This is a genomic window from Chryseobacterium sp. Leaf201 (assembly GCF_001421435.1).
GTDB lineage: Bacteria > Bacteroidota > Bacteroidia > Flavobacteriales > Weeksellaceae > Chryseobacterium.
In genome coordinates this window covers 17,904-35,594 of sequence record NZ_LMKA01000077.1, presented here as the reverse complement: position 1 = coordinate 35,594, position 17,691 = coordinate 17,904, and the positions used below count along the sequence as shown (strand labels likewise).

Below are 17,691 nucleotides of genomic sequence, written 5' to 3'. Positions count from 1 at the left end.
TTTTTATGTCTCGCAACACAAAAATAAGCAAGCCTTTTTTATAGAAAAGTTTAAATGACCTCATTAAATAAAAAGGTATCTTTAATATTGAAAAAACTTAGATTAACAAAAAAATTGAAAGTAGAAAATTTAAGTAAAGTATATAAAAATTCTTATTCTGAATATAAAAAAAATAATGAAACAGCTTTAAATGAGAAATTTTTCAAAATTGTATTAAAACAAAAAGAAAAATATGGTATTTTAGAATTTTGCTTCATCAATGGTAAGTTTAGTTATTTAGCAATATCGAAATAGAAATTAAATTTTATGAATAACTTCCCTCGGAGCAGATAAACAAAGCTACCGCCACCTGTAAAAGGTGGCGTTTTTTTATGCCGAATAAGCATGGTAAGAATTATCATTAAAGCATACGAAGAAGCTTACAAAAATTTTCAAGAAGAACAGATCAGGTTGGATGCGAACAAAAAGCTAAAGAAGCAGATGCCAAAGAAAGACAGGGGAATTTCTACTGTTATATGAACATGACACCCTAAAGCATAATTGTATGTGTAAACTCCCCTAAAAACAGTACAATTTAAAAGTATAAAATTATTAATTTTAAATTGCAAAAATTCAATAAAAAATAAAACACGACACGTTTTGTCGCATTAAGCATATATCTTTGTGGTAGAAACTTTAATCATGAAACGCTTTGCGTTTCATTCGATCCAAATTAACGCAGCAGAGCTGCCATAAAATATACCCGGATGAAAAAAGATTTTTACCTGACAAGATATGCCCTGATCATCAAGAGACTGGAAAGTTCCCCAGCTACCTATTCTCAGCTGGAGGACTACCTACTCAACTCGTTCGAATTCCAGGACGCAGGAATCAAGGGCTACTCGATCCGTACCCTGCAAAGGGATATCCGGGAGATTTCAAATCTTTTCAACCTGTCCATTCACAACAAAAAGAAAGGAGACAACCGTTATTACATCGAAAGCCGCCCGATCATGGAAGTGGATGAGTATAACCAGAAATTACTGGAGTCTTTTCAGGTAAGCAACGCGCTGAATGTGCATCCGGATTTTGCAGATTTTATCTTTTTTGAAAGCAGAAAACCCACCGGTGTCGAGCATTTTTATGACCTTTTCTTTGCCATCCGTAACAAAAGGATCGTTTCCTTTGAGCATTACAATTATAAAAACAAGCTGATGACGTCACGGAAAGTGCATCCGCTGGCCCTGAAAGAATCCAAAGACCGCTGGTACCTGATTGCCATTGATACGAAAGATAAAATGCTGAAATCCTTCGGACTGGACCGCATCAATTATCTGGACGTTACAAAAAGCCGTTTCCGTGAAAAATACAAATACAATTTCAGGGAACATTTTAAAAATGCCTTCGGCGTAATGAATTTAGCGGAACAAAACCCTCAGAAAATCATGATTAAATGCAGCCGCCATCAGGGAGAATATATCAAAAGCTTCCCGCTCCACCAGTCGCAGAAAGAGATCAGGGAAACCCCGGAAGAAATTTTCTTTGAATTTTTTCTTCACCCAACCTACGATTTTATGCAGGAGATCCTGTCTTACGGAAAAGAAGTTCAGGTCCTTGAACCGGAACACTTGGTAGAAGATATCCGCAACCACCTTCAGGAGTCGCTGAACAGCTACCTGAAAAGCTGAGAAGGTGATCACATCTCAGAATATTTAATTACATTTACATAAATATATCAAAGTGAAGCCTCTTTTTTTCTGTCTTTTCTGTATGATTTCATCCCTTTGCTTCTCGCAGCAGGCGGAGGAGTTCAGGAATGTAAAGAATTATTATAACCACCACCGCCAGCTTCTTAATAATGAGTTTAAGAAAAAGTATGATGCCGAGACCAATATCCTGTCCAAGGATGCCATAAAAGGCGACTTTGTATTTTTCATGAAGAAAATGGACAGTATAGAAAATGTGGCACTGATCGGAGCTTTGCTGAAAGTAAAAAACCTGGAAGATCTCAGGAAAATTCAGACCAGAGGCATGATCTCAGGCAATCACCCGGACCTGATCTCCACAACAGAAAAATCTGCGGATTATCCCGGAGGCATCAATGCACTGAGGCAGGAAGTGGCCAATCTATTTTATATAGACGGCGTCTACGCGGATGAAAAAACCGTAAAAGCCAATGTTGCTTTTATTGTAGAAAAAGACGGAACCATTAGCGACGTCCAGGCACAGGGAACCAATTTCACTTTCAACAGGCAGGCTGAAATCGCACTCTATTCCATTTCTGAAAAGTTTGCTCCGGCTGTTTTTAAAGGCAATAACGTAAGATACCGTTTTAAGCTTCCCTTAACCATGACTTTCGACTAATGTTTACCGACGAATATTTTATGAAGATGGCTTTTAATGAAGCCACAATCGCTTTTGAAAAAGATGAGGTCCCGATCGGATGTGTGATTGTTTCCAATAACCGCGTTATTGCAAGAGCGCATAACCTTACCGAAACACTTAATGATGTTACTGCCCATGCAGAAATGCAGGCCATCACTTCCGCTGCCAACTTTTTAGGCGGAAAATACCTTAAAAACTGCACATTATATGTAACACTGGAACCCTGTGTCATGTGTTCCGGAGCCCTTTCCTGGTCGCAGATCTCAAGAGTGGTCATAGGAGCAAGGGACGAACAGCGTGGATTTATCAATAAACACCTTACCCTCCATCCGAAAACGGAAATCGTAACCGGCATTATGGAACACGAATGCGCTTCCATTGTCAGGGAATTCTTTCAGTCGAAACGGCGGTAAAACCAGGTTGAGATTTCTTATACCCCAGCTTTACATTTACTATATATCCTTTCCTAAAAAGTACAGTCCTTTCAACGTATGAAGCCTGTCCATCACATGGATTTTATTAGTCAAAGGCTTGTATACATGGGAAACTCCGCCTGTGGCCACAACAAAACAATCATCCTTTACTTCCTCATTAATCCTGTCAATAAAACCTTCTACCATTCCTAAAAAGCCGTACACCATTCCGCTCTGCATACAGCTGACGGTATCCAATCCCAATACAGTTTTCGGTTTTACCAGTTCGATTCCCGGAAGCTGGGCCGTCTGGCTGATCAGGGAATTTAAAGCCGTGATAATTCCCGGAGCGATAATTACGCCTAATGTTTCACCGTCTTCGGCTACACAGCTTGCCGTAAGTGCCGTACCAAAATCCAGTACGATGTTCTTTCTGTCGGGATAGAGGTTATGGGCAGCGACCAGATTGGCGTAAATATCTGTTCCCATCTGTTTGGATTTTGCCACAACGCCTGAAGGAGTATTCCGGTCTACAATCACGGGATCCAGATCATGAATCTTTTTGATGGCGGCATTCATCACCTTGGTAAGCTGAGGAACAACCGAACCGATAATCACTTTTGAAATTTCCTTAGGCTCAATTTTATAGGTCTGGTACAGCATGGACATCTGGACATACAGTTCATCCGGCGTCCGGTACGGCTTTGTATTCACCACCCATGATATATCACAGTTGTCTTCATTAAAAAGCCCGAACCGGATATTGCTGTTGCCGATATTGATTACGATTGAATTCATTTATTTAAGTTTCAATGAAAGAGTATTTATTCTATGTAAAATTAATGATTCTTTTCTTTCTGAAATTCTGTTATTTTTGTTTAAGCAAAATAACCTTTATTTATTAAAACTTCAGAACATAAAAAACAAATAATTACATTTATCCCCAAACTATTTTCATGAAAAAACGGGTCATACTCTCATTATTTCTCTTGTGTATCCATTCATTTGCACACACAGTAGCAGTGGCCAAAGAAGTCTTTGGGGAAAATAAAAAAGATGCAGAGATTGAAGGCAGCGACAGACCATCTACAACTTATTGGATGAGTTTTATGCCCAGAGGAAGCCCTGAAAAATGATTTGGTTACAAACCATTCCGGTCACTGGATGGTAAAACAGCTTCAAATTAAATAATAGATAATGATAAAAAAAGTACTTATCTTACTTCTCATAATGCAGTCAGTGATTGCCTTTTCCCAGAAACCCGCGAGATTATATACGGAAATAAACAAAGATACTGTTTCCTATTACGCTGATAATATTGAAATCTACCCGGTCACTCTTTCTTTTACCGGGCAGCCTGAACTGGAGAATCTGCGGATGCAAATGAAATTTGAAACGGTAAAAGTACTGCCGCCTTTATCAAAGAAAAACCGGGTGGCCGCCTTTTTGGTAACCGACAGAAAGAAGGGCTGGAAAATTAAAAAAATGCCTAACTATTATACTTTAGCCGGAGACGCTAAGATAAAAGTCTACGATGCCGACTACCTCTATGACCTCCCCTATCAGAAAGGAAAATCATTTATGCTATATCAGGGCTACAATGGTAAGTTCTCGCATCAGAATGAAAATTCGCTGGATTTTACCATGCCGGAAGGAACGGAAATAACAGCCGCAAGAGAAGGGAAAGTAATTGATGTAGTGCAGAGTAACAATACAGGATGTCCAACCATAAGCTGTGCTAATCTTGCTAACTATGTATCTATAATGCATTCTGACGGAACGATTGCACAGTATTTCCATTTAAAACAGAACGGCGTTAAAGTAAAAGCCGGGGATACTGTAAATAAAGGTGATGTTATTGCCCTGAGCGGAAATACCGGCTGGACCAACGGACCTCACCTGCATTTTGTATGTGCCCTGCCGGATCCTTCCCAACCCAAGCAGAAGAAGACCCTGAAGACTCTTTTCATGACAGAAAACGGTACAAAATCTGAATACCTGTCTGAAAAGAAAGCGTATCTGAAACCGTATTAATCCAACAGAAAAGATTTTATTATACTGATGTTTAATAAAAAATCCTGAAGAAAATTTCTTCAGGATTTTAAGTTTTATGACTGGTTTTATTTTATCTCAACTACATTATCATCAAGATTTACATCGGCTATTCGCTGACTGATATCAATCCCTAAAGCCGCCAGCTGGGCTTTTGTATAAGGAACCGTTATCGAATATTCTTTCTGCGTCCATGGCCAATACGGCATTGTTTTGAATTCACCGTAGATGTCTTTTTCTTTCCACGTATGCGTCATGTTCATCGGAATCTGGTAGGTAACCACTTTGTTATCTTTCGTAACAACACTGAAATCAACCGGCATCGGAACCTGGCCGTTATTTACCAGAGTTACTGTTGTTGATTTTGCATCATATTTCACATCCTTAATGCCGTAGTCAATGGTTTTGGTGGTATTGATCCAGTAATGATGAAACCATTTCAGATCCATCCCTGAAACTTTCTGGGCAATGTGAAGAAAATCACGGTCTGAAGGATGCTTTAAAACCCACTGGTCATAATACTGTTTCAAGGTCTCCGCTAAATTCTGCTCGCCCATAATATAGCCTAACTGCACCAGGTATAGTTCTCCTTTCACATAGGACGCATAGGTATAGGAAGTCCCGTTGTCATGATGGTCTCCCAGCCAGACTGCAGGCTCCTCAATCCCTTTTTTAATAAAATTCCGGTATGCATTGACTGAATTCACAAACGGATTCGGAAGCGGCTGTTTCGGAGGAAACAGCTGATTCATCACATAGCCTTCTGCATAACTGGTAAATCCTTCATCCATCCACGGACGCATCGGCTCATTGGTGGCCAGCATCTGCTGATACCATGAGTGGGCACCTTCGTGGGCCATCAATCCCATCAATCCTTCAATATTTTTGGCTTCCCCTAAAATCATGGTGCACATTCCGTACTCCATTCCGCCGTCACCACCCTGAATGAAAGCATAGGTCGGATAAACATATTTTCCGAAGCGGCTGTTCATCAGTTGGAAATATTTAGTCACATAAGGCTGAGCCTGTTCCCAGACTTTGGTTTTATCATTATCCTGATACACGAAAAATACTTTCGGGCCTTGCGGGACATCAAAACTTTTCACGACATAATCTTTATCGGCAGCCCAAGCGAAATCCAGCATATTTTTAGCAGTCCATCTCCATGTAGATTTGTTATCTTTCCCTGTTTTTATTTTTACATTGGTATCATATCCTTTTACTTCTGCAGGGTTTTCGAGGATCCCTCCGGCTCCGATCACATAATCTTTGCTGATGGTAATGTTCACATCAAAATCTGCAAACGGGGCATGGAATTCCCTTCCGATATAATCGAAAGTTGCCCATCCGTCATAATCGTACTCCGCAATTTTAGGATACCACTGTGTCATGGTCATATCAACACCTTCCCGGTTGTTCCTTCCGCTCCGTCTGATCTGCTGAGGAATTACCGCGTCCCAGTCCATGGTGAAAGTGGTGGTTGAATTCGGCTTAACCGGCTCTGCAAGATAAACTTTCATCACGGTTTCCTGAATCTCAAACTTCAGCGTTTTGCCGTTCTGCTTGATCCAGTGGATATTCTGTGCGCCTTCTTCATTTTTAGGAATCGAGGCCAGCCTTGAAATGCCGTCTTTCTGCAATCTTGAATCTCCGTTTTTTCCCTGGCCTGCTACCCGCTGGTCCATCATGGAATTCGGCTTAAAAGCATTCCAGTACAGATGAAAATACACGACATTAAGTTCGTCCGGTGAATTATTGGTATAGGTTAAAGTCTGACTTCCCTGGTACGTAAATTTTTCTGTATTAACGTCAATATCCATTTTGTATTTCGCAGCCTGCTGATAATAAGGGCCTTGCTGTGCCTGAAACTGAGAAACGATCAACGCAAAAAGGATGGCAACCGATTTTTTCATTTAAAATTTATTTTTTCTAAAGATAAGTATTTAAAATAAAAACCCCGGACATGAGGTACGCTGAGGTTTTTATCTGATTTAATTTTAGATGAACATCAATAGAGTTTGTTAAAAATTTATAATAGTTTCAAAGATTAATACAGACATTTTATAAGATCATTTGTGAAATCTGTGGATAAAAATAAAAACCTCAAATGCAGAACATCTGAGGTTATATATAATTTAAAAGGATAATTATTTAAGAAAAAAGTTCCTTTTTACTGCTTCGTAAGATCTTTTCAAGAATTCTCAGGGTAATCAGATACGTTGGTTTCACACCGGTCAGGCCTAATCCTCCTGAAGAAAGCGTACTTCCTGTTTCCAGCGGGTTATCCGAGGCATAATAGGCGTAGCAGACAAACAGATCCGGTGTAATGTGATGCCTGATTTTAGACGCCACCTGAATCGCTTTCTGATAATGCGCACCTTCCATTTCAAGTCCGATGGCCTTCCATGAAGTGTTCATAAAATAAGACAGGATGTCCCTGTTCTGAAGGGATGTCCCCAATACGGTAATCATCGGGCCTTCAAACGCCTGTAATTCATCATCTTTAAAATCTTCCAGCTTCAGGGCATTTTCAAAAGGATAATTATCTGCCGTTCCTTCAAAGATATGGGAAGTAGGAATCATAATATCTCCTTTTCCGCCTTCCAGAATCCCGGCTTTCCCCATAATGGAGACCGATTTTACTTTCATCATATACACCTCACCTTTCTGTTCGAAAGGCCTTAAAAGCTCATCCATCACCTCAAAAGCCTGCTCACCGAAAGCATAATCAAAAACCATAATCACATCATCCCCGTCATAGTTCAGATGTCCGAAAGGTGTATGCTTTAGGTTGGTTTTGCTTAAATCAATGATCTGGACATCAATATTACTTCCGCTCTTATCATTAATATAAACCATTCCTTCCTCAACGGCAAACTTGGAAACTTTATCACGGAGCTCCTTTTTATCGGAAATATCACCGTAGAGTTTATAATCCACTTCCTTCGGATCCTTTTTCTTTAAGGCATTATTGGCATACAGCATGTTTTTCACAGAATGCATATTCGCTGAAATAATATGCAGCGGACGCATGTGAAGGTCATTTTCATACAGGACTTCCTTTACCTTATTGGCCCACTTTTCACCGAAATAATGATGCCCTACCCTTTCCTTTAATATAGCACTGAAATGAATTTCCCGTTCCCGGGTCTGTTTGGCATCTTCCAGGCTTACTTTTGCCAGGTTATAGATAATTTTAAATAGACGGTCAGGATTATCATCGTCGCCGAATGTATTATAAGCCCTCAGTGTTTCATCAAATGTTCTTCCTATTAAAGAAGACAGATGGATCAGAGCGACTTCCTTTTCCCTTCTGCTGAATTTCTTTTCGCCTTTCACCACTTCTTCAATAATCTTAAAAGCACGGGTCGGTTTCCAGTTTTCGTCCTGAATGAAAGCCAGGTTCCTGATTTTATCGGCTTCTATAAACAAAAACGTTAAGTGGGTAAGGATATCATAGATTTCGGAACGCCCTAAAAGAACTTCAATATTCATCTGGTGCTCATCGATCCTGTAGCAGTTCCTTCTTCTCTTTTTAGGGACAATAGGTTCGAAACTTCCTTTGTCAAACCCTTCATCTGAGGTAAGATGAATAAAAGCGCACTCTTCAATGCCTTCCGGAAGCCTGTCTAAAACATACATCAGGCCGTCCAGCTCCAGCTTACTGGGAATGCTCATCGTACCGTAAATTTCCGGATTGATGATTTTCAACAAACTTCTGATACTCTCCCCTGAAACACCGGCAGGTTTAAAAAAACCTCTGTAAAAGAGGTGTCTCATAGAAATATACAATCTTTCAATTGCTTCCGTTGTTTCTCTTGCTCTAGAATTTGTCATACAATAAATTTCACACAAATATACAAAATCTCCATCCAATTTATTTTAAGCATCTTTTAATAAATGATTTACCTGACGCTCTTTTCCTCAAAAAGTATAACGTTGTTAATAAACTTCAATTCTCACCATAACAAAAAGCCAGACTCTGTATTTTCCGCAATAATCATTCTACAAACCCTTAACTTTAAATTAAAATTTAGTTAAAATTGAAATTACCCCTATAAATTTCAGGGTAAAAATATTTTTAATATGTTTTTTTTGTAAATTTGCCCCGTAAAAATAACCCAATATGTCAACTTTAAGATTCAAAGCGTTAGAAACTTTACCATTTAAGGACTTCAGAAGAGATAACTCGGTTGAGGTTCCTGTGAAATTGTCAGAACTGTTCTGCCAGAATGTTTTCTCAGAAGAAACCATGAGAGAATATTTAACAAAAGAAGCATTCCAGTCTATTCTGGATGCGATGAAAAAAGGCAGCAAGATCCAGAGACATATTGCAGACCAGGTAGCGGTTGCGATGAAGGACTGGGCCATGAGCAAAGGGGTAACCCACTATACCCACTGGTTCCAGCCATTGACAGGAAGCACTGCAGAAAAGCATGATTCTTTCTTTACGCCTATTGAAGGAGGCAGAGCCATCGAAAGATTCAGCGGGAACTTATTGATCCAGCAGGAGCCGGATGCCTCTTCTTTCCCGAACGGAGGAATCAGAAACACTTTTGAGGCCAGAGGATATACCGCATGGGATCCTACTTCCCCGGCATTCATTATGGGAACTACTTTATGTATCCCTTCTATCTTTATTTCTTATACAGGAGAAACACTAGATTATAAAGCCCCTCTTTTAAGAGCTTTGAACGCTGTAGACGAAGCTGCAACCAACGTAATGCAGTATTTTGACAAGAATGTAACGAAAGTAACGCCTACTTTAGGCTGGGAGCAGGAATATTTCCTGGTTGATTCAGCATTGTTTCAGTCCCGCCCGGACCTTGTGTTAACCGGTAAAACTTTATTGGGACACTCTCCTGCAAAAGGACAGCAGCTGGATGACCACTATTTCGGTTCTATCCCTACAAGGGTAATGAACTTTATGAAAGAGCTGGAAATTGAATGTATGAAACTGGGGATTCCTGTAACGACCAGACATAATGAGGTAGCCCCGAATCAATTTGAGCTGGCTCCGATGTTTGAGGAAGTAAACGTTGCCGTAGACCACAACTCCTTGTTGATGGACGTCATGGCAAGAATTGCCCACAGACACCATTTCCATATCTTATTCCATGAAAAACCATTCGCAGGCGTAAACGGAAGCGGAAAGCACAACAACTGGTCTCTGGCAACTGACACCGGCGAAAACCTTTTAAGCCCAGGAAGAAACCCTAAGAAAAACCTGCAGTTCCTGACGTTCTTCGTAAATACGATTAAAGCGGTTCATGAATATGCCGATCTTTTAAGAGCAAGCATTGCCTCTGCAAGCAATGATCACAGACTGGGAGCCAACGAAGCACCGCCGGCCATTATTTCCGTGTTTATCGGAAGCCAGCTGTTCAGAGTACTGGAAGAACTGGAAAAAGTAACAGAAGGAAAACTTTCTCCGGATGAAAAAACAGATTTAAAATTAAATGTTGTCGGGAAAATCCCTGAAATTTTATTAGACAATACCGACAGGAACAGAACATCTCCTTTTGCCTTTACCGGAAATAAATTTGAGATCAGAGCAGTAGGTTCTTCTGCAAACTGCGCAGAATCCATGACGGTAATGAATACCATTGCGGCAAAACAGTTAAATGACTTCAAGAAAGAAGTGGATGCTTTAATTGAAAAAGGACTGAAAAAAGACGAAGCCATCTTCAATGTACTGAGAGAATACATCAAGCAGTGTAAAAATATTATGTTTGAAGGTGACGGATATTCTGATGACTGGGCTGTAGAAGCTGAAAAAAGAGGTCTAAACAACTGGAAAACTACTCCTGAAGCACTGAAACAGGAGATGGATCAGAAGTTCCTTGACCTTTACGAAGAAATAGGAATCTTCAACCACAGGGAAGTTGAAGCCAGAAACGAAATCAAACTGGAAAAATATTCTACGGTAATTGATATTGAAGCAAGGGTATTAAGTGATATCGCGAGAAACCACATTATTCCTTCCGCTTTAAAGTATCAGAACAGATTAATTGAAAACGTAAAAGGCCTTAAGGAAATCTTCGGGGATGAAGAATTCAGATCCCTGGCAAAAGAGCAGATGAGCCTGATCACTCATATCTCTGAAAATGTTTCCAAGATTAAATTAGGTGTTGAAGATCTTATTAAAGCCAGAGAAGAGGCAAAAGCCGTAACTGAAAGCCAGAAGCAGGCCGAAGATTACTGCAACAAGGTGAAGCCTTTATTTGATATCATCCGTGAAGCTTCAGACAACCTGGAGATGATGGTAGATGATGAGCTTTGGCCAATGACCAAATACAGAGAAATGTTATTTACAAAGTAACATTTGTAAAGTTCCATATTAATGAAGCTCTCCGGATTTCCGGGGAGTTTTTATTTTATCAACAGGCTGAAAATTAGAGTTATTAATTATATTATCTGATTATAAGCGACAAAACGCAAATTATTATGTTAAAAAATCTTAATAAAAAAAACCGCGAACCCGCCTGAAACAGGCTGTTGCGGTTTATTTTTTTTTAACATACTTAGATAATACGTTAAAATGTGTTAAAAACAGAACCTGATAATAATCATATCGAAGTCCTTTTAAAGGGATTACATATTTTTGTACTGCTTTTGAAAAATACTAATCCTTATTTATTTAACACGGTAATCAAATATATATGAAGAAAAGAGTTTTGTTTTATTTAGTTGCTTTTGTGTCTACAGTATCGTTACAATCGTGTGTTACCAACTACGTTGTTTCAAAACCAGCAACTTATGCTAAAGAATACAAATCAGATGCCAAACTTGCTTCCATCGAAACCAACAAAATGGAGCAGGATAAACAAAAGCTGATCAATTCATTTCTCGCTGAAAAAGCAGTCAGTTTAGCAAATGCTAAAAATTCTATCAAAAATTCTGAAGTTGCCAAGGCAATCCGCCACAACAAAACAATAGACAATATTTTAACGGAAGCTCAAACGTATTTGGGAACTCCTTACCGATACGGAGGAATGACCAGAAACGGTATCGACTGTTCAGCATTCGTTCTTTCAGTTTTCGGGGCAGCAGCAGGCCTTAGCTTACCGAGAGTAGCAGCCTCCCAGTCTCAGGAAGGAGAAAAAATTGAAAAAGAAAATCTTCAGAAAGGTGATTTGATTTTCTTTTCCCACGGAAGAAGAATTTCCCACGTTGGTATCGTAGAGAGCGTAACTGAAGAAGGTGAGATTAAATTTATTCATGCAGCCACTTCAAAAGGAGTGATGGTTTCCTCACTGAACGATTCTTACTGGGGTCCAAAATACAGATTCGGAAAAAGAGTCATTAATGAAAACGGAGAGGCTTATAATAACTTAGCAACAACTACTCCGGCAGCAAGCGGAACAAGTTTTTAATTTTAAATAATTGATTTAAATAATGAAACCATCAAAAATTTTGATGGTTTTTTTATGTCTAATTGTTATTGCCGGCTGAGGTTCCTGAAATTAATCTGTTTTAACGATCCATCTTTTGCTTTGTAAAAATCCACCTCTCTAGGAAAGGGAATGTAATAACTGCTAATACTAGCCTCCAGCCTTCTAACACTAGCTTCCAGCTTCCAGCAAAATTAACTGTTCCTGTCGATTTCAATATTGAGTGTATGCAACAGGCCATAGACTTCCGAAAGTGAAAATTTTGCATTTTTAAGCCTGTTTAAAGCCGGATTGATTGAATAATTGAAAGAAGTCCTGAAATCTGCTTTTTCAAGGTTTGAACTATCGAAAACAGCACCGGAAAAATCGCAGTTGTTAAATACCGAATTTGACAGGTCGCATTCCGTAAAATCCACTTCTGTCAGCTTAGAATTTTTAAATAAGGTTTTTTTAATTGTTGTTTTATAAAAAATAGAATTGTTTAAAGAACATCCATCAAATCTGAACGACATCCCGAATTCATTACAGTCATTAAAATGAAGCCCGAACATTTTACATTCTTTAAAAACCACATCCCGAAAAGCCGTTGTATGGAGTTTTGCCATGCTCAGATTGCATCCGGTAAATTCACAGTCATTAAAACTGAAGCCGGCAAGATCTGCATATTCAAAATTACAATTCCTGAAAGTGCAGTTTTCGTATTCACCTTTTTCCAAAGGTTTTTGGATGAAGTCTGTGTTCTCAAAGGTTTGGTCCAGGACGAATGCTTCTTTCATGATATTATGATTTAATATAGGAATAAAGAAATTAAAACAGAATAATATTTAACCCCCGCTTCTAAACCAGGCTGTTCTTATCTGAATAATTAAGCTTGAAGAAAATAAAAGTCATCATCGAAAACGCAAGCAGTGAACTCCCCCCGTAGCTGAAGAAAGGCAGAGGAATCCCTACGGTAGGGAAAAGCCCCATAACCATCCCTAAATTGATGGTAAAGTGCATCAGCAGGATTGAAGCAAAACAATAGCCGAATACCCGGTTAAAAGAGGATTTCTGCTGTTCTGCAAGATAATAGATTCGCCCGATGAAAACCATATAGCAGAAAATAAGGACAGCGCTTCCTGCAAAGCCCCATTCTTCACCAACGGTACAGAAAATATAATCCGTTTCCTGCTCGGGAACAAATTTCCCCTGGGTTACGGAACCTTCACGGTAACCTTTTCCCAAAAGTCCGCCGGAACCGATGGCTGTTTTTGAATATAGTAAATTGTAACCTGACGTATCCCTGAATGCTTTTTCACCTTTGTAGAGAACTTCAATTCTTTCCCGCTGGTGTTTCGGTAATTTTTCCAAAATATAGGGCGAACCGAAAGCCAGCCCGCATAAAACCAATACAGATCCGGCAATGCCTGAAATAGAAATTACATTCCATGACATTTTATAATAATTCATCGCTATCCAGCCCCCTATAATCACAACAATCGTAAGCGCTACCCAGATAGGATCAACCGCCAGAGAAATAAGGAATACCCCTGCAAAAAGGAACCCGACCCCGAACAGCAGGCCGTTCAGGCCTTCACGGTATAATGCAATAAAAAATGCAATAAACACGAGCATCGAGCCGACATCCGGAATGGCAAGCACCACCACAGCAGGAATTCCTACAATGGCTAAGGTTGTTAAAAGGGATTTCATGTTTTTCAGATTAAATTCCGGCCCGGAAACATAGTTGGCCAGCATCAGGGCCGTACCGATTTTGGCAAATTCTACCGGCTGCATGGTAAAGCTCCCGACTTTATACCAGTTTTTCTGACCGAGGATTTCTTTACCGAAAGGAAAAAGCCCGATCAGAAGCAGAACACCACCAATATAAATAATGCCTGACATATTTTCAAAGAACTTGCTTCTCCCAACAAAAATTACCAACCCCACGAACAGAGAGATCCCGAAGAAAATCAGCTGTTTCTCTCCAAGTTTCTGGTCAACACTGTAAATATTTGCAATCGCGAAAATGCAGAGCAAAAAATACAGGCCAAGCCCCAGTTTATCTATTCCTTCTGCCCACTTCATTGCTTAACGGTTTTTTTATTCTTAGCGTTCTTCGTTTCCTCGTCTATCTTTTTTTTGAGTTTTGCCTTCTGTTCTTTAATCAGGTTCAGGCTGTCCTGGATCCTTTTCTGTCTGATGGAATCTTCACTCGGCTTGTAAAGCCCTTTACGTTTAAGATCTGCAACCCACTGTCTTTTATATTCAGGCATAAAACTCGAAGTAATCATTTTTTTGTATAAATGTTCCCGTTTTAAATCGCCGGTAATAAACTTTTCTGCGATAACCGTTGCTGCCGGGCCTGCCCATGTAGCACCGAATCCTGCATGCTCCATAACTGCCGCCACCACAATTTTAGGTTTGTCAGCCGGAGCAATCAATACAAAGATCGAGTTATCTTTCCCCTGAGGGACCTGCGCCGTACCGGTTTTTGCCAGCTGCGTGAAATCACTGGATTTTAGTCCGCGTGCCGTACCATTTAACACCACGGCTTCCATCCCTCTAAGAACAGGGTCGAAATGTTTTTTATCAACCAGGGTCTGGTGCTTCTTTTTGAATCTCGGATCGGGATTCGGCTTTCCGTCGATCGCTTTTACAATATGAGGCGTGTAATACCAGCCTTTATTGGCGATGGCAGCTACATAATTGGCCAGCTGAAGCGGAGTTACCAGCACATCGCCCTGCCCCATTCCGTTGTAGATAGCGCCTGTTGACATTTCATCCCAATTTTTATAATCCTTTTTGGTGGAGCCGCTCGCTTTGATTATCGCTTTAAATCTTTTTTCATAGAAATCTCCTGAAGGGATACTTCCTCTCGCTCCTACGGCAAAATCATTATTTAAAAATTCTCCGACTCCGAAGCTGCTCATGATTTTTTTCCATTCATCTACCCCTTTTGAAGGGTTTCCTGGATATTTCTTAATAATCGCAATGAAAGCATACGTAAAGAAACAGTTGCTGGACACCTGAATAGACGGAATCAACGGATCTGCACCACCATGGCCTTTAATTCTTTTTCCTTTATAATAAAATCCGCCTCCACACGGGAAAATGGTATTTTCATCCATCACGCCCATCTGCATTGCTGCTAAAGCGGTCAACAGTTTAAAAGTGGAACCTGGCGGGTATGCTGCCTGCAAAGACCGGTCGAAAGTCGGTTTGTTTTCGTAAATGGTATCTTTTGAAAGCGCGTATAAATTTTTGGATTTATTGGGTCCTGTAAAAAGGTTCGGATCAATATCCGGCCCTGTAGCTGCTACCAGTACTTCACCGGTATTCGGGTCTATGGCAACGATGGCGCCATGTTTATCCACCAGCATTTCTTCAGCCATTCTCTGAAGGTCATAGTCTATGGTAAGGGTAATGTCTTTTCCGGTAATTACATCTTTATCCAGTGTTCCGTTTTTGTACGGCCCTACATTCCGAAGCTTGATATCTTTCTGGATATACTTTATTCCTTTTACGCCGCGAAGTTCTTTTTCATAAGCTTTTTCAATCCCTGTTTTCCCGATAAAATCGCCCGGCAGGTAGTATGCGGAATCTTTTTTAATTTCTCTTTCATTCACCTCACTGGTATACCCCAAAAGGTTCCCGGAAGTGGACACTTCGTACTGACGCTGCGGTCTTGAAACAATACTGAAGGCTGGATATTTAAATATAATTTCCTGGACCCTCGCAATATCTTCCCTGCTCAGATCTTTAATAAAAGTCATGGGCGTAAGCTTGGAATAATATTTTTCTTTTTTGATGATATTGATTCTTTTAATGAAATCGGGTTTACTGATTTTCATTAAACTGCAGAAAGCGAGTGTATCAAAATCCGGTTTCATCAGGGCTTGGGTAAACGAGATTTCATAGGCCGGCTGGTTACCGACCATAATCTTCCCGTTCCTGTCAAAAATGACGCCCCGCTGAGGAATTACATATTCGGTTTTGATGGAAGTGTTGGCCGCATTAAGCGCATACCGGTCCGTAAATAACTGTAAATAGGAAAGCCTCGCCACAAAAATCAGGGCGACTACAATAAGGACGGAGAAAATTTTTAAATAACGTGTGTTCAAACTTTTTGTTTGATTTTAAATATTAATGCATAGATAATAATAAATACAAATGAAATGACACTTGTTACCAATACATTAAATAATATTTCAAAAAACCTGCTCAGCTTAAAGAATTCTATATACTGTACCAAAAGCTGATGCAAAAAGATACTTGAGAATAAAAACAGCAAAAACTGCGCCCATTGAAGGGACTGGAAAGAAAAGAAATCTGTGGAAGTATCTGTAGAAGTTCTGAAAATCAAGGTCCTGAAATAAGCAATCAGCGTGGTTGCAAACGCATTGATCCCCCACGAATACAGAAATGCATCAACGGATAACCCAATCAGGAAGCTCAGTGCCAGAAACTGAAAACGATTTCTGAAAAAAGGATAGAACATAACAAATACGGGATATAACACCGGTGTATATTTCCCGAAAAGGGTAATCCTGTTCAGTACAAAAATCTGTAGCGCTACCAGGAAAACCATGATGACTATATCTGTAAATAATGTCCTGCTAATCATTTTCCTTTTTTATTACCGCCTGAAGCGTATCCTGAATTTTCTGTACTTCGGCTTTTTTAAGATTCTTAACTACAAATACTTTATTCAGGGTCCCCATTTTCTCACTTAACTCAACTGAAATATCCCAGAATCCTGTTTTATTGTCTACGGAATAGCCTGCAACGGTACCGATCATCACCCCTTTCGGGAAAATAGCGGATTTCCCGTCTGTTACAACGGTATCTCCGATTTTCAGGGCAACATATTTAGGAATATCAGCCAGGTGCATAACCCGCGAGTTATCACCGTTCCATGTTAAGGTACCGAAATATCCGGAGCTTTTAAGGGCTGCATTGATTCTGATTTTATTAACACTCAGCACCGACTGCACCAAAGCATAACTGTCTGTGGAATTGATGACGATTCCAGCAATCCCTTTCGGGGCCATTACGCCCATCTGAGGAAATACACCATCCCGCCGTCCCCGGTTGATGGTAAAGTAATTGTTTCTTCTGTTGATGCTGTTGAAAACAATTTCTCCATCTACAAAAGTATAAATCTGTCCGCCACCCAATGTATCATGGACTTTTCTGAACTGTGGATTTTTTGCGCCCTGTTTTCCGTAAAGCTCCAACATCAGCGCTTTGTTCTGGGTAACAAGGTCTTCATTGATCTGCTTTAGCTTAAGATAGGAAACCCCTTCATCAATATAGCCTGAAACCCATGAATTCAACGCAGCAGACTGGCCTGCAATCCAGGATTTCTGCATGGCATCTTTAGAAAATATCAGCACCAGAGCAATAATTTGCAGAAATATAAAGAAGGCAAAAAGCGCATTCTTCGAAAATAATCTCAGCAAAAATCCCATTCAGATATATGTTCG

At 39.9% G+C, this 17,691-nt stretch carries 15 protein-coding genes; 7 read left to right on the top strand and 8 right to left on the bottom strand.

The window, feature by feature from the left end:
- The first annotated feature begins 54 nt into the window (after positions 1–54).
- The 4 genes from ASE55_RS11315 to ASE55_RS11300 all read left to right on the top strand — a co-directional run bounded on the left by ASE55_RS11315 (position 55) and on the right by ASE55_RS11300 (position 2,777).
- Positions 55–294 (top strand): hypothetical protein, encoded by a 240-nt coding sequence (locus tag ASE55_RS11315; protein ID WP_056219404.1) that lies wholly within the window; start codon positions 55–57, stop codon positions 292–294.
- Positions 295–746: 452 nt separating this feature from the next.
- Complete coding sequence (locus tag ASE55_RS11310; RefSeq protein WP_056219401.1) at positions 747–1,667, top strand: helix-turn-helix transcriptional regulator; 921 nt, start codon at positions 747–749, stop codon at positions 1,665–1,667.
- A 52-nt stretch (positions 1,668–1,719) separates the two neighbouring features.
- Complete coding sequence (locus ASE55_RS11305) at positions 1,720–2,343, top strand: hypothetical protein (protein ID WP_238585042.1); 624 nt, start codon at positions 1,720–1,722, stop codon at positions 2,341–2,343.
- Positions 2,343–2,777, top strand: a complete 435-nt coding sequence (locus ASE55_RS11300; protein WP_056219398.1) for a nucleoside deaminase — start codon at positions 2,343–2,345, stop codon at positions 2,775–2,777. The genes ASE55_RS11305 and ASE55_RS11300 overlap by 1 nt, the downstream gene beginning before the upstream one ends.
- 39 nt (positions 2,778–2,816) lie before the next feature.
- Here ASE55_RS11300 and ASE55_RS11295 read toward each other — a convergent pair whose 3' ends face one another.
- Positions 2,817–3,575 (bottom strand): type III pantothenate kinase, encoded by a 759-nt coding sequence (locus tag ASE55_RS11295; protein WP_056219396.1) that lies wholly within the window; start codon positions 3,573–3,575, stop codon positions 2,817–2,819.
- A gap of 399 nt (positions 3,576–3,974) precedes the next feature.
- On the opposite strand from ASE55_RS11295, the gene ASE55_RS11290 reads away from it, so the two are divergent.
- Positions 3,975–4,811 carry a M23 family metallopeptidase gene (locus tag ASE55_RS11290; RefSeq protein WP_082474498.1) on the top strand — a complete coding sequence of 279 codons (837 nt, stop codon included), beginning with the start codon at positions 3,975–3,977 and terminating at the stop codon, positions 4,809–4,811.
- An 86-nt stretch (positions 4,812–4,897) separates the two neighbouring features.
- Here the strand turns inward: ASE55_RS11290 and ASE55_RS11285 are convergent, their stop codons facing one another.
- Both ASE55_RS11285 and ASE55_RS11280 read right to left on the bottom strand, forming a co-directional pair.
- Entirely contained in the window at positions 4,898–6,742 is a 1,845-nt protein-coding gene (locus ASE55_RS11285; RefSeq protein WP_056219393.1) for a M1 family metallopeptidase, read from the bottom strand.
- A gap of 238 nt (positions 6,743–6,980) precedes the next feature.
- Entirely contained in the window at positions 6,981–8,666 is a 1,686-nt protein-coding gene (locus ASE55_RS11280) for a DUF6909 family protein (protein ID WP_056219389.1), read from the bottom strand.
- A gap of 289 nt (positions 8,667–8,955) precedes the next feature.
- Here ASE55_RS11280 and ASE55_RS11275 point away from each other — a divergent pair, with 289 nt between their 5' ends.
- Both ASE55_RS11275 and ASE55_RS11270 read left to right on the top strand, forming a co-directional pair.
- Positions 8,956–11,151 carry a glutamine synthetase III gene (locus ASE55_RS11275; protein ID WP_056219387.1) on the top strand — a complete coding sequence of 732 codons (2,196 nt, stop codon included), beginning with the start codon at positions 8,956–8,958 and terminating at the stop codon, positions 11,149–11,151.
- Positions 11,152–11,491: 340 nt separating this feature from the next.
- Positions 11,492–12,205: a C40 family peptidase gene (locus tag ASE55_RS11270; protein WP_056219384.1), complete on the top strand. Its 714-nt coding sequence runs from the start codon at positions 11,492–11,494 to the stop codon at positions 12,203–12,205.
- A gap of 212 nt (positions 12,206–12,417) precedes the next feature.
- On the opposite strand, the gene ASE55_RS11265 is transcribed toward ASE55_RS11270, so the two are convergent.
- The 5 genes from ASE55_RS11265 to mreC form a co-directional block, all read right to left on the bottom strand.
- On the bottom strand, positions 12,418–12,999 hold the full coding sequence (locus ASE55_RS11265; RefSeq protein WP_056219381.1) for a pentapeptide repeat-containing protein: 582 nt from the start codon (positions 12,997–12,999) through the stop codon (positions 12,418–12,420).
- A 61-nt stretch (positions 13,000–13,060) separates the two neighbouring features.
- Positions 13,061–14,290: a rod shape-determining protein RodA gene (gene rodA, locus ASE55_RS11260; protein WP_056219379.1), complete on the bottom strand. Its 1,230-nt coding sequence runs from the start codon at positions 14,288–14,290 to the stop codon at positions 13,061–13,063.
- The gene (locus ASE55_RS11255; RefSeq protein WP_056219376.1) at positions 14,287–16,326 is read right to left on the bottom strand and encodes a penicillin-binding transpeptidase domain-containing protein; all 2,040 of its coding nucleotides are present in this window, start codon (positions 16,324–16,326) and stop codon (positions 14,287–14,289) included. The genes rodA and ASE55_RS11255 overlap by 4 nt, the downstream gene beginning before the upstream one ends.
- Complete coding sequence (locus ASE55_RS11250; RefSeq protein WP_056219374.1) at positions 16,323–16,829, bottom strand: hypothetical protein; 507 nt, start codon at positions 16,827–16,829, stop codon at positions 16,323–16,325. The genes ASE55_RS11255 and ASE55_RS11250 overlap by 4 nt, the downstream gene beginning before the upstream one ends.
- Positions 16,822–17,676, bottom strand: a complete 855-nt coding sequence (gene mreC / locus ASE55_RS11245; protein ID WP_056219371.1) for a rod shape-determining protein MreC — start codon at positions 17,674–17,676, stop codon at positions 16,822–16,824. The genes ASE55_RS11250 and mreC overlap by 8 nt, the downstream gene beginning before the upstream one ends.
- Positions 17,677–17,691 lie beyond the last annotated feature (15 nt).

Coding starts and splice junctions, on each gene's coding strand:
- ASE55_RS11315 (WP_056219404.1), top strand. CDS start 55: ATGACCTCATTAAATAAAAAGGTATCTTTAATATTGAAAAAACTTAGA.
- ASE55_RS11310 (WP_056219401.1), top strand. CDS start 747: ATGAAAAAAGATTTTTACCTGACAAGATATGCCCTGATCATCAAGAGA.
- ASE55_RS11300 (WP_056219398.1), top strand. CDS start 2,343: ATGTTTACCGACGAATATTTTATGAAGATGGCTTTTAATGAAGCCACA.
- ASE55_RS11295 (WP_056219396.1), bottom strand. CDS start 3,575: ATGAATTCAATCGTAATCAATATCGGCAACAGCAATATCCGGTTCGGG.
- ASE55_RS11290 (WP_082474498.1), top strand. CDS start 3,975: ATGATAAAAAAAGTACTTATCTTACTTCTCATAATGCAGTCAGTGATT.
- ASE55_RS11285 (WP_056219393.1), bottom strand. CDS start 6,742: ATGAAAAAATCGGTTGCCATCCTTTTTGCGTTGATCGTTTCTCAGTTT.
- ASE55_RS11280 (WP_056219389.1), bottom strand. CDS start 8,666: ATGACAAATTCTAGAGCAAGAGAAACAACGGAAGCAATTGAAAGATTG.
- ASE55_RS11275 (WP_056219387.1), top strand. CDS start 8,956: ATGTCAACTTTAAGATTCAAAGCGTTAGAAACTTTACCATTTAAGGAC.
- ASE55_RS11270 (WP_056219384.1), top strand. CDS start 11,492: ATGAAGAAAAGAGTTTTGTTTTATTTAGTTGCTTTTGTGTCTACAGTA.
- ASE55_RS11265 (WP_056219381.1), bottom strand. CDS start 12,999: ATGAAAGAAGCATTCGTCCTGGACCAAACCTTTGAGAACACAGACTTC.
- rodA (WP_056219379.1), bottom strand. CDS start 14,290: ATGAAGTGGGCAGAAGGAATAGATAAACTGGGGCTTGGCCTGTATTTT.
- ASE55_RS11250 (WP_056219374.1), bottom strand. CDS start 16,829: ATGATTAGCAGGACATTATTTACAGATATAGTCATCATGGTTTTCCTG.
- mreC (WP_056219371.1), bottom strand. CDS start 17,676: ATGGGATTTTTGCTGAGATTATTTTCGAAGAATGCGCTTTTTGCCTTC.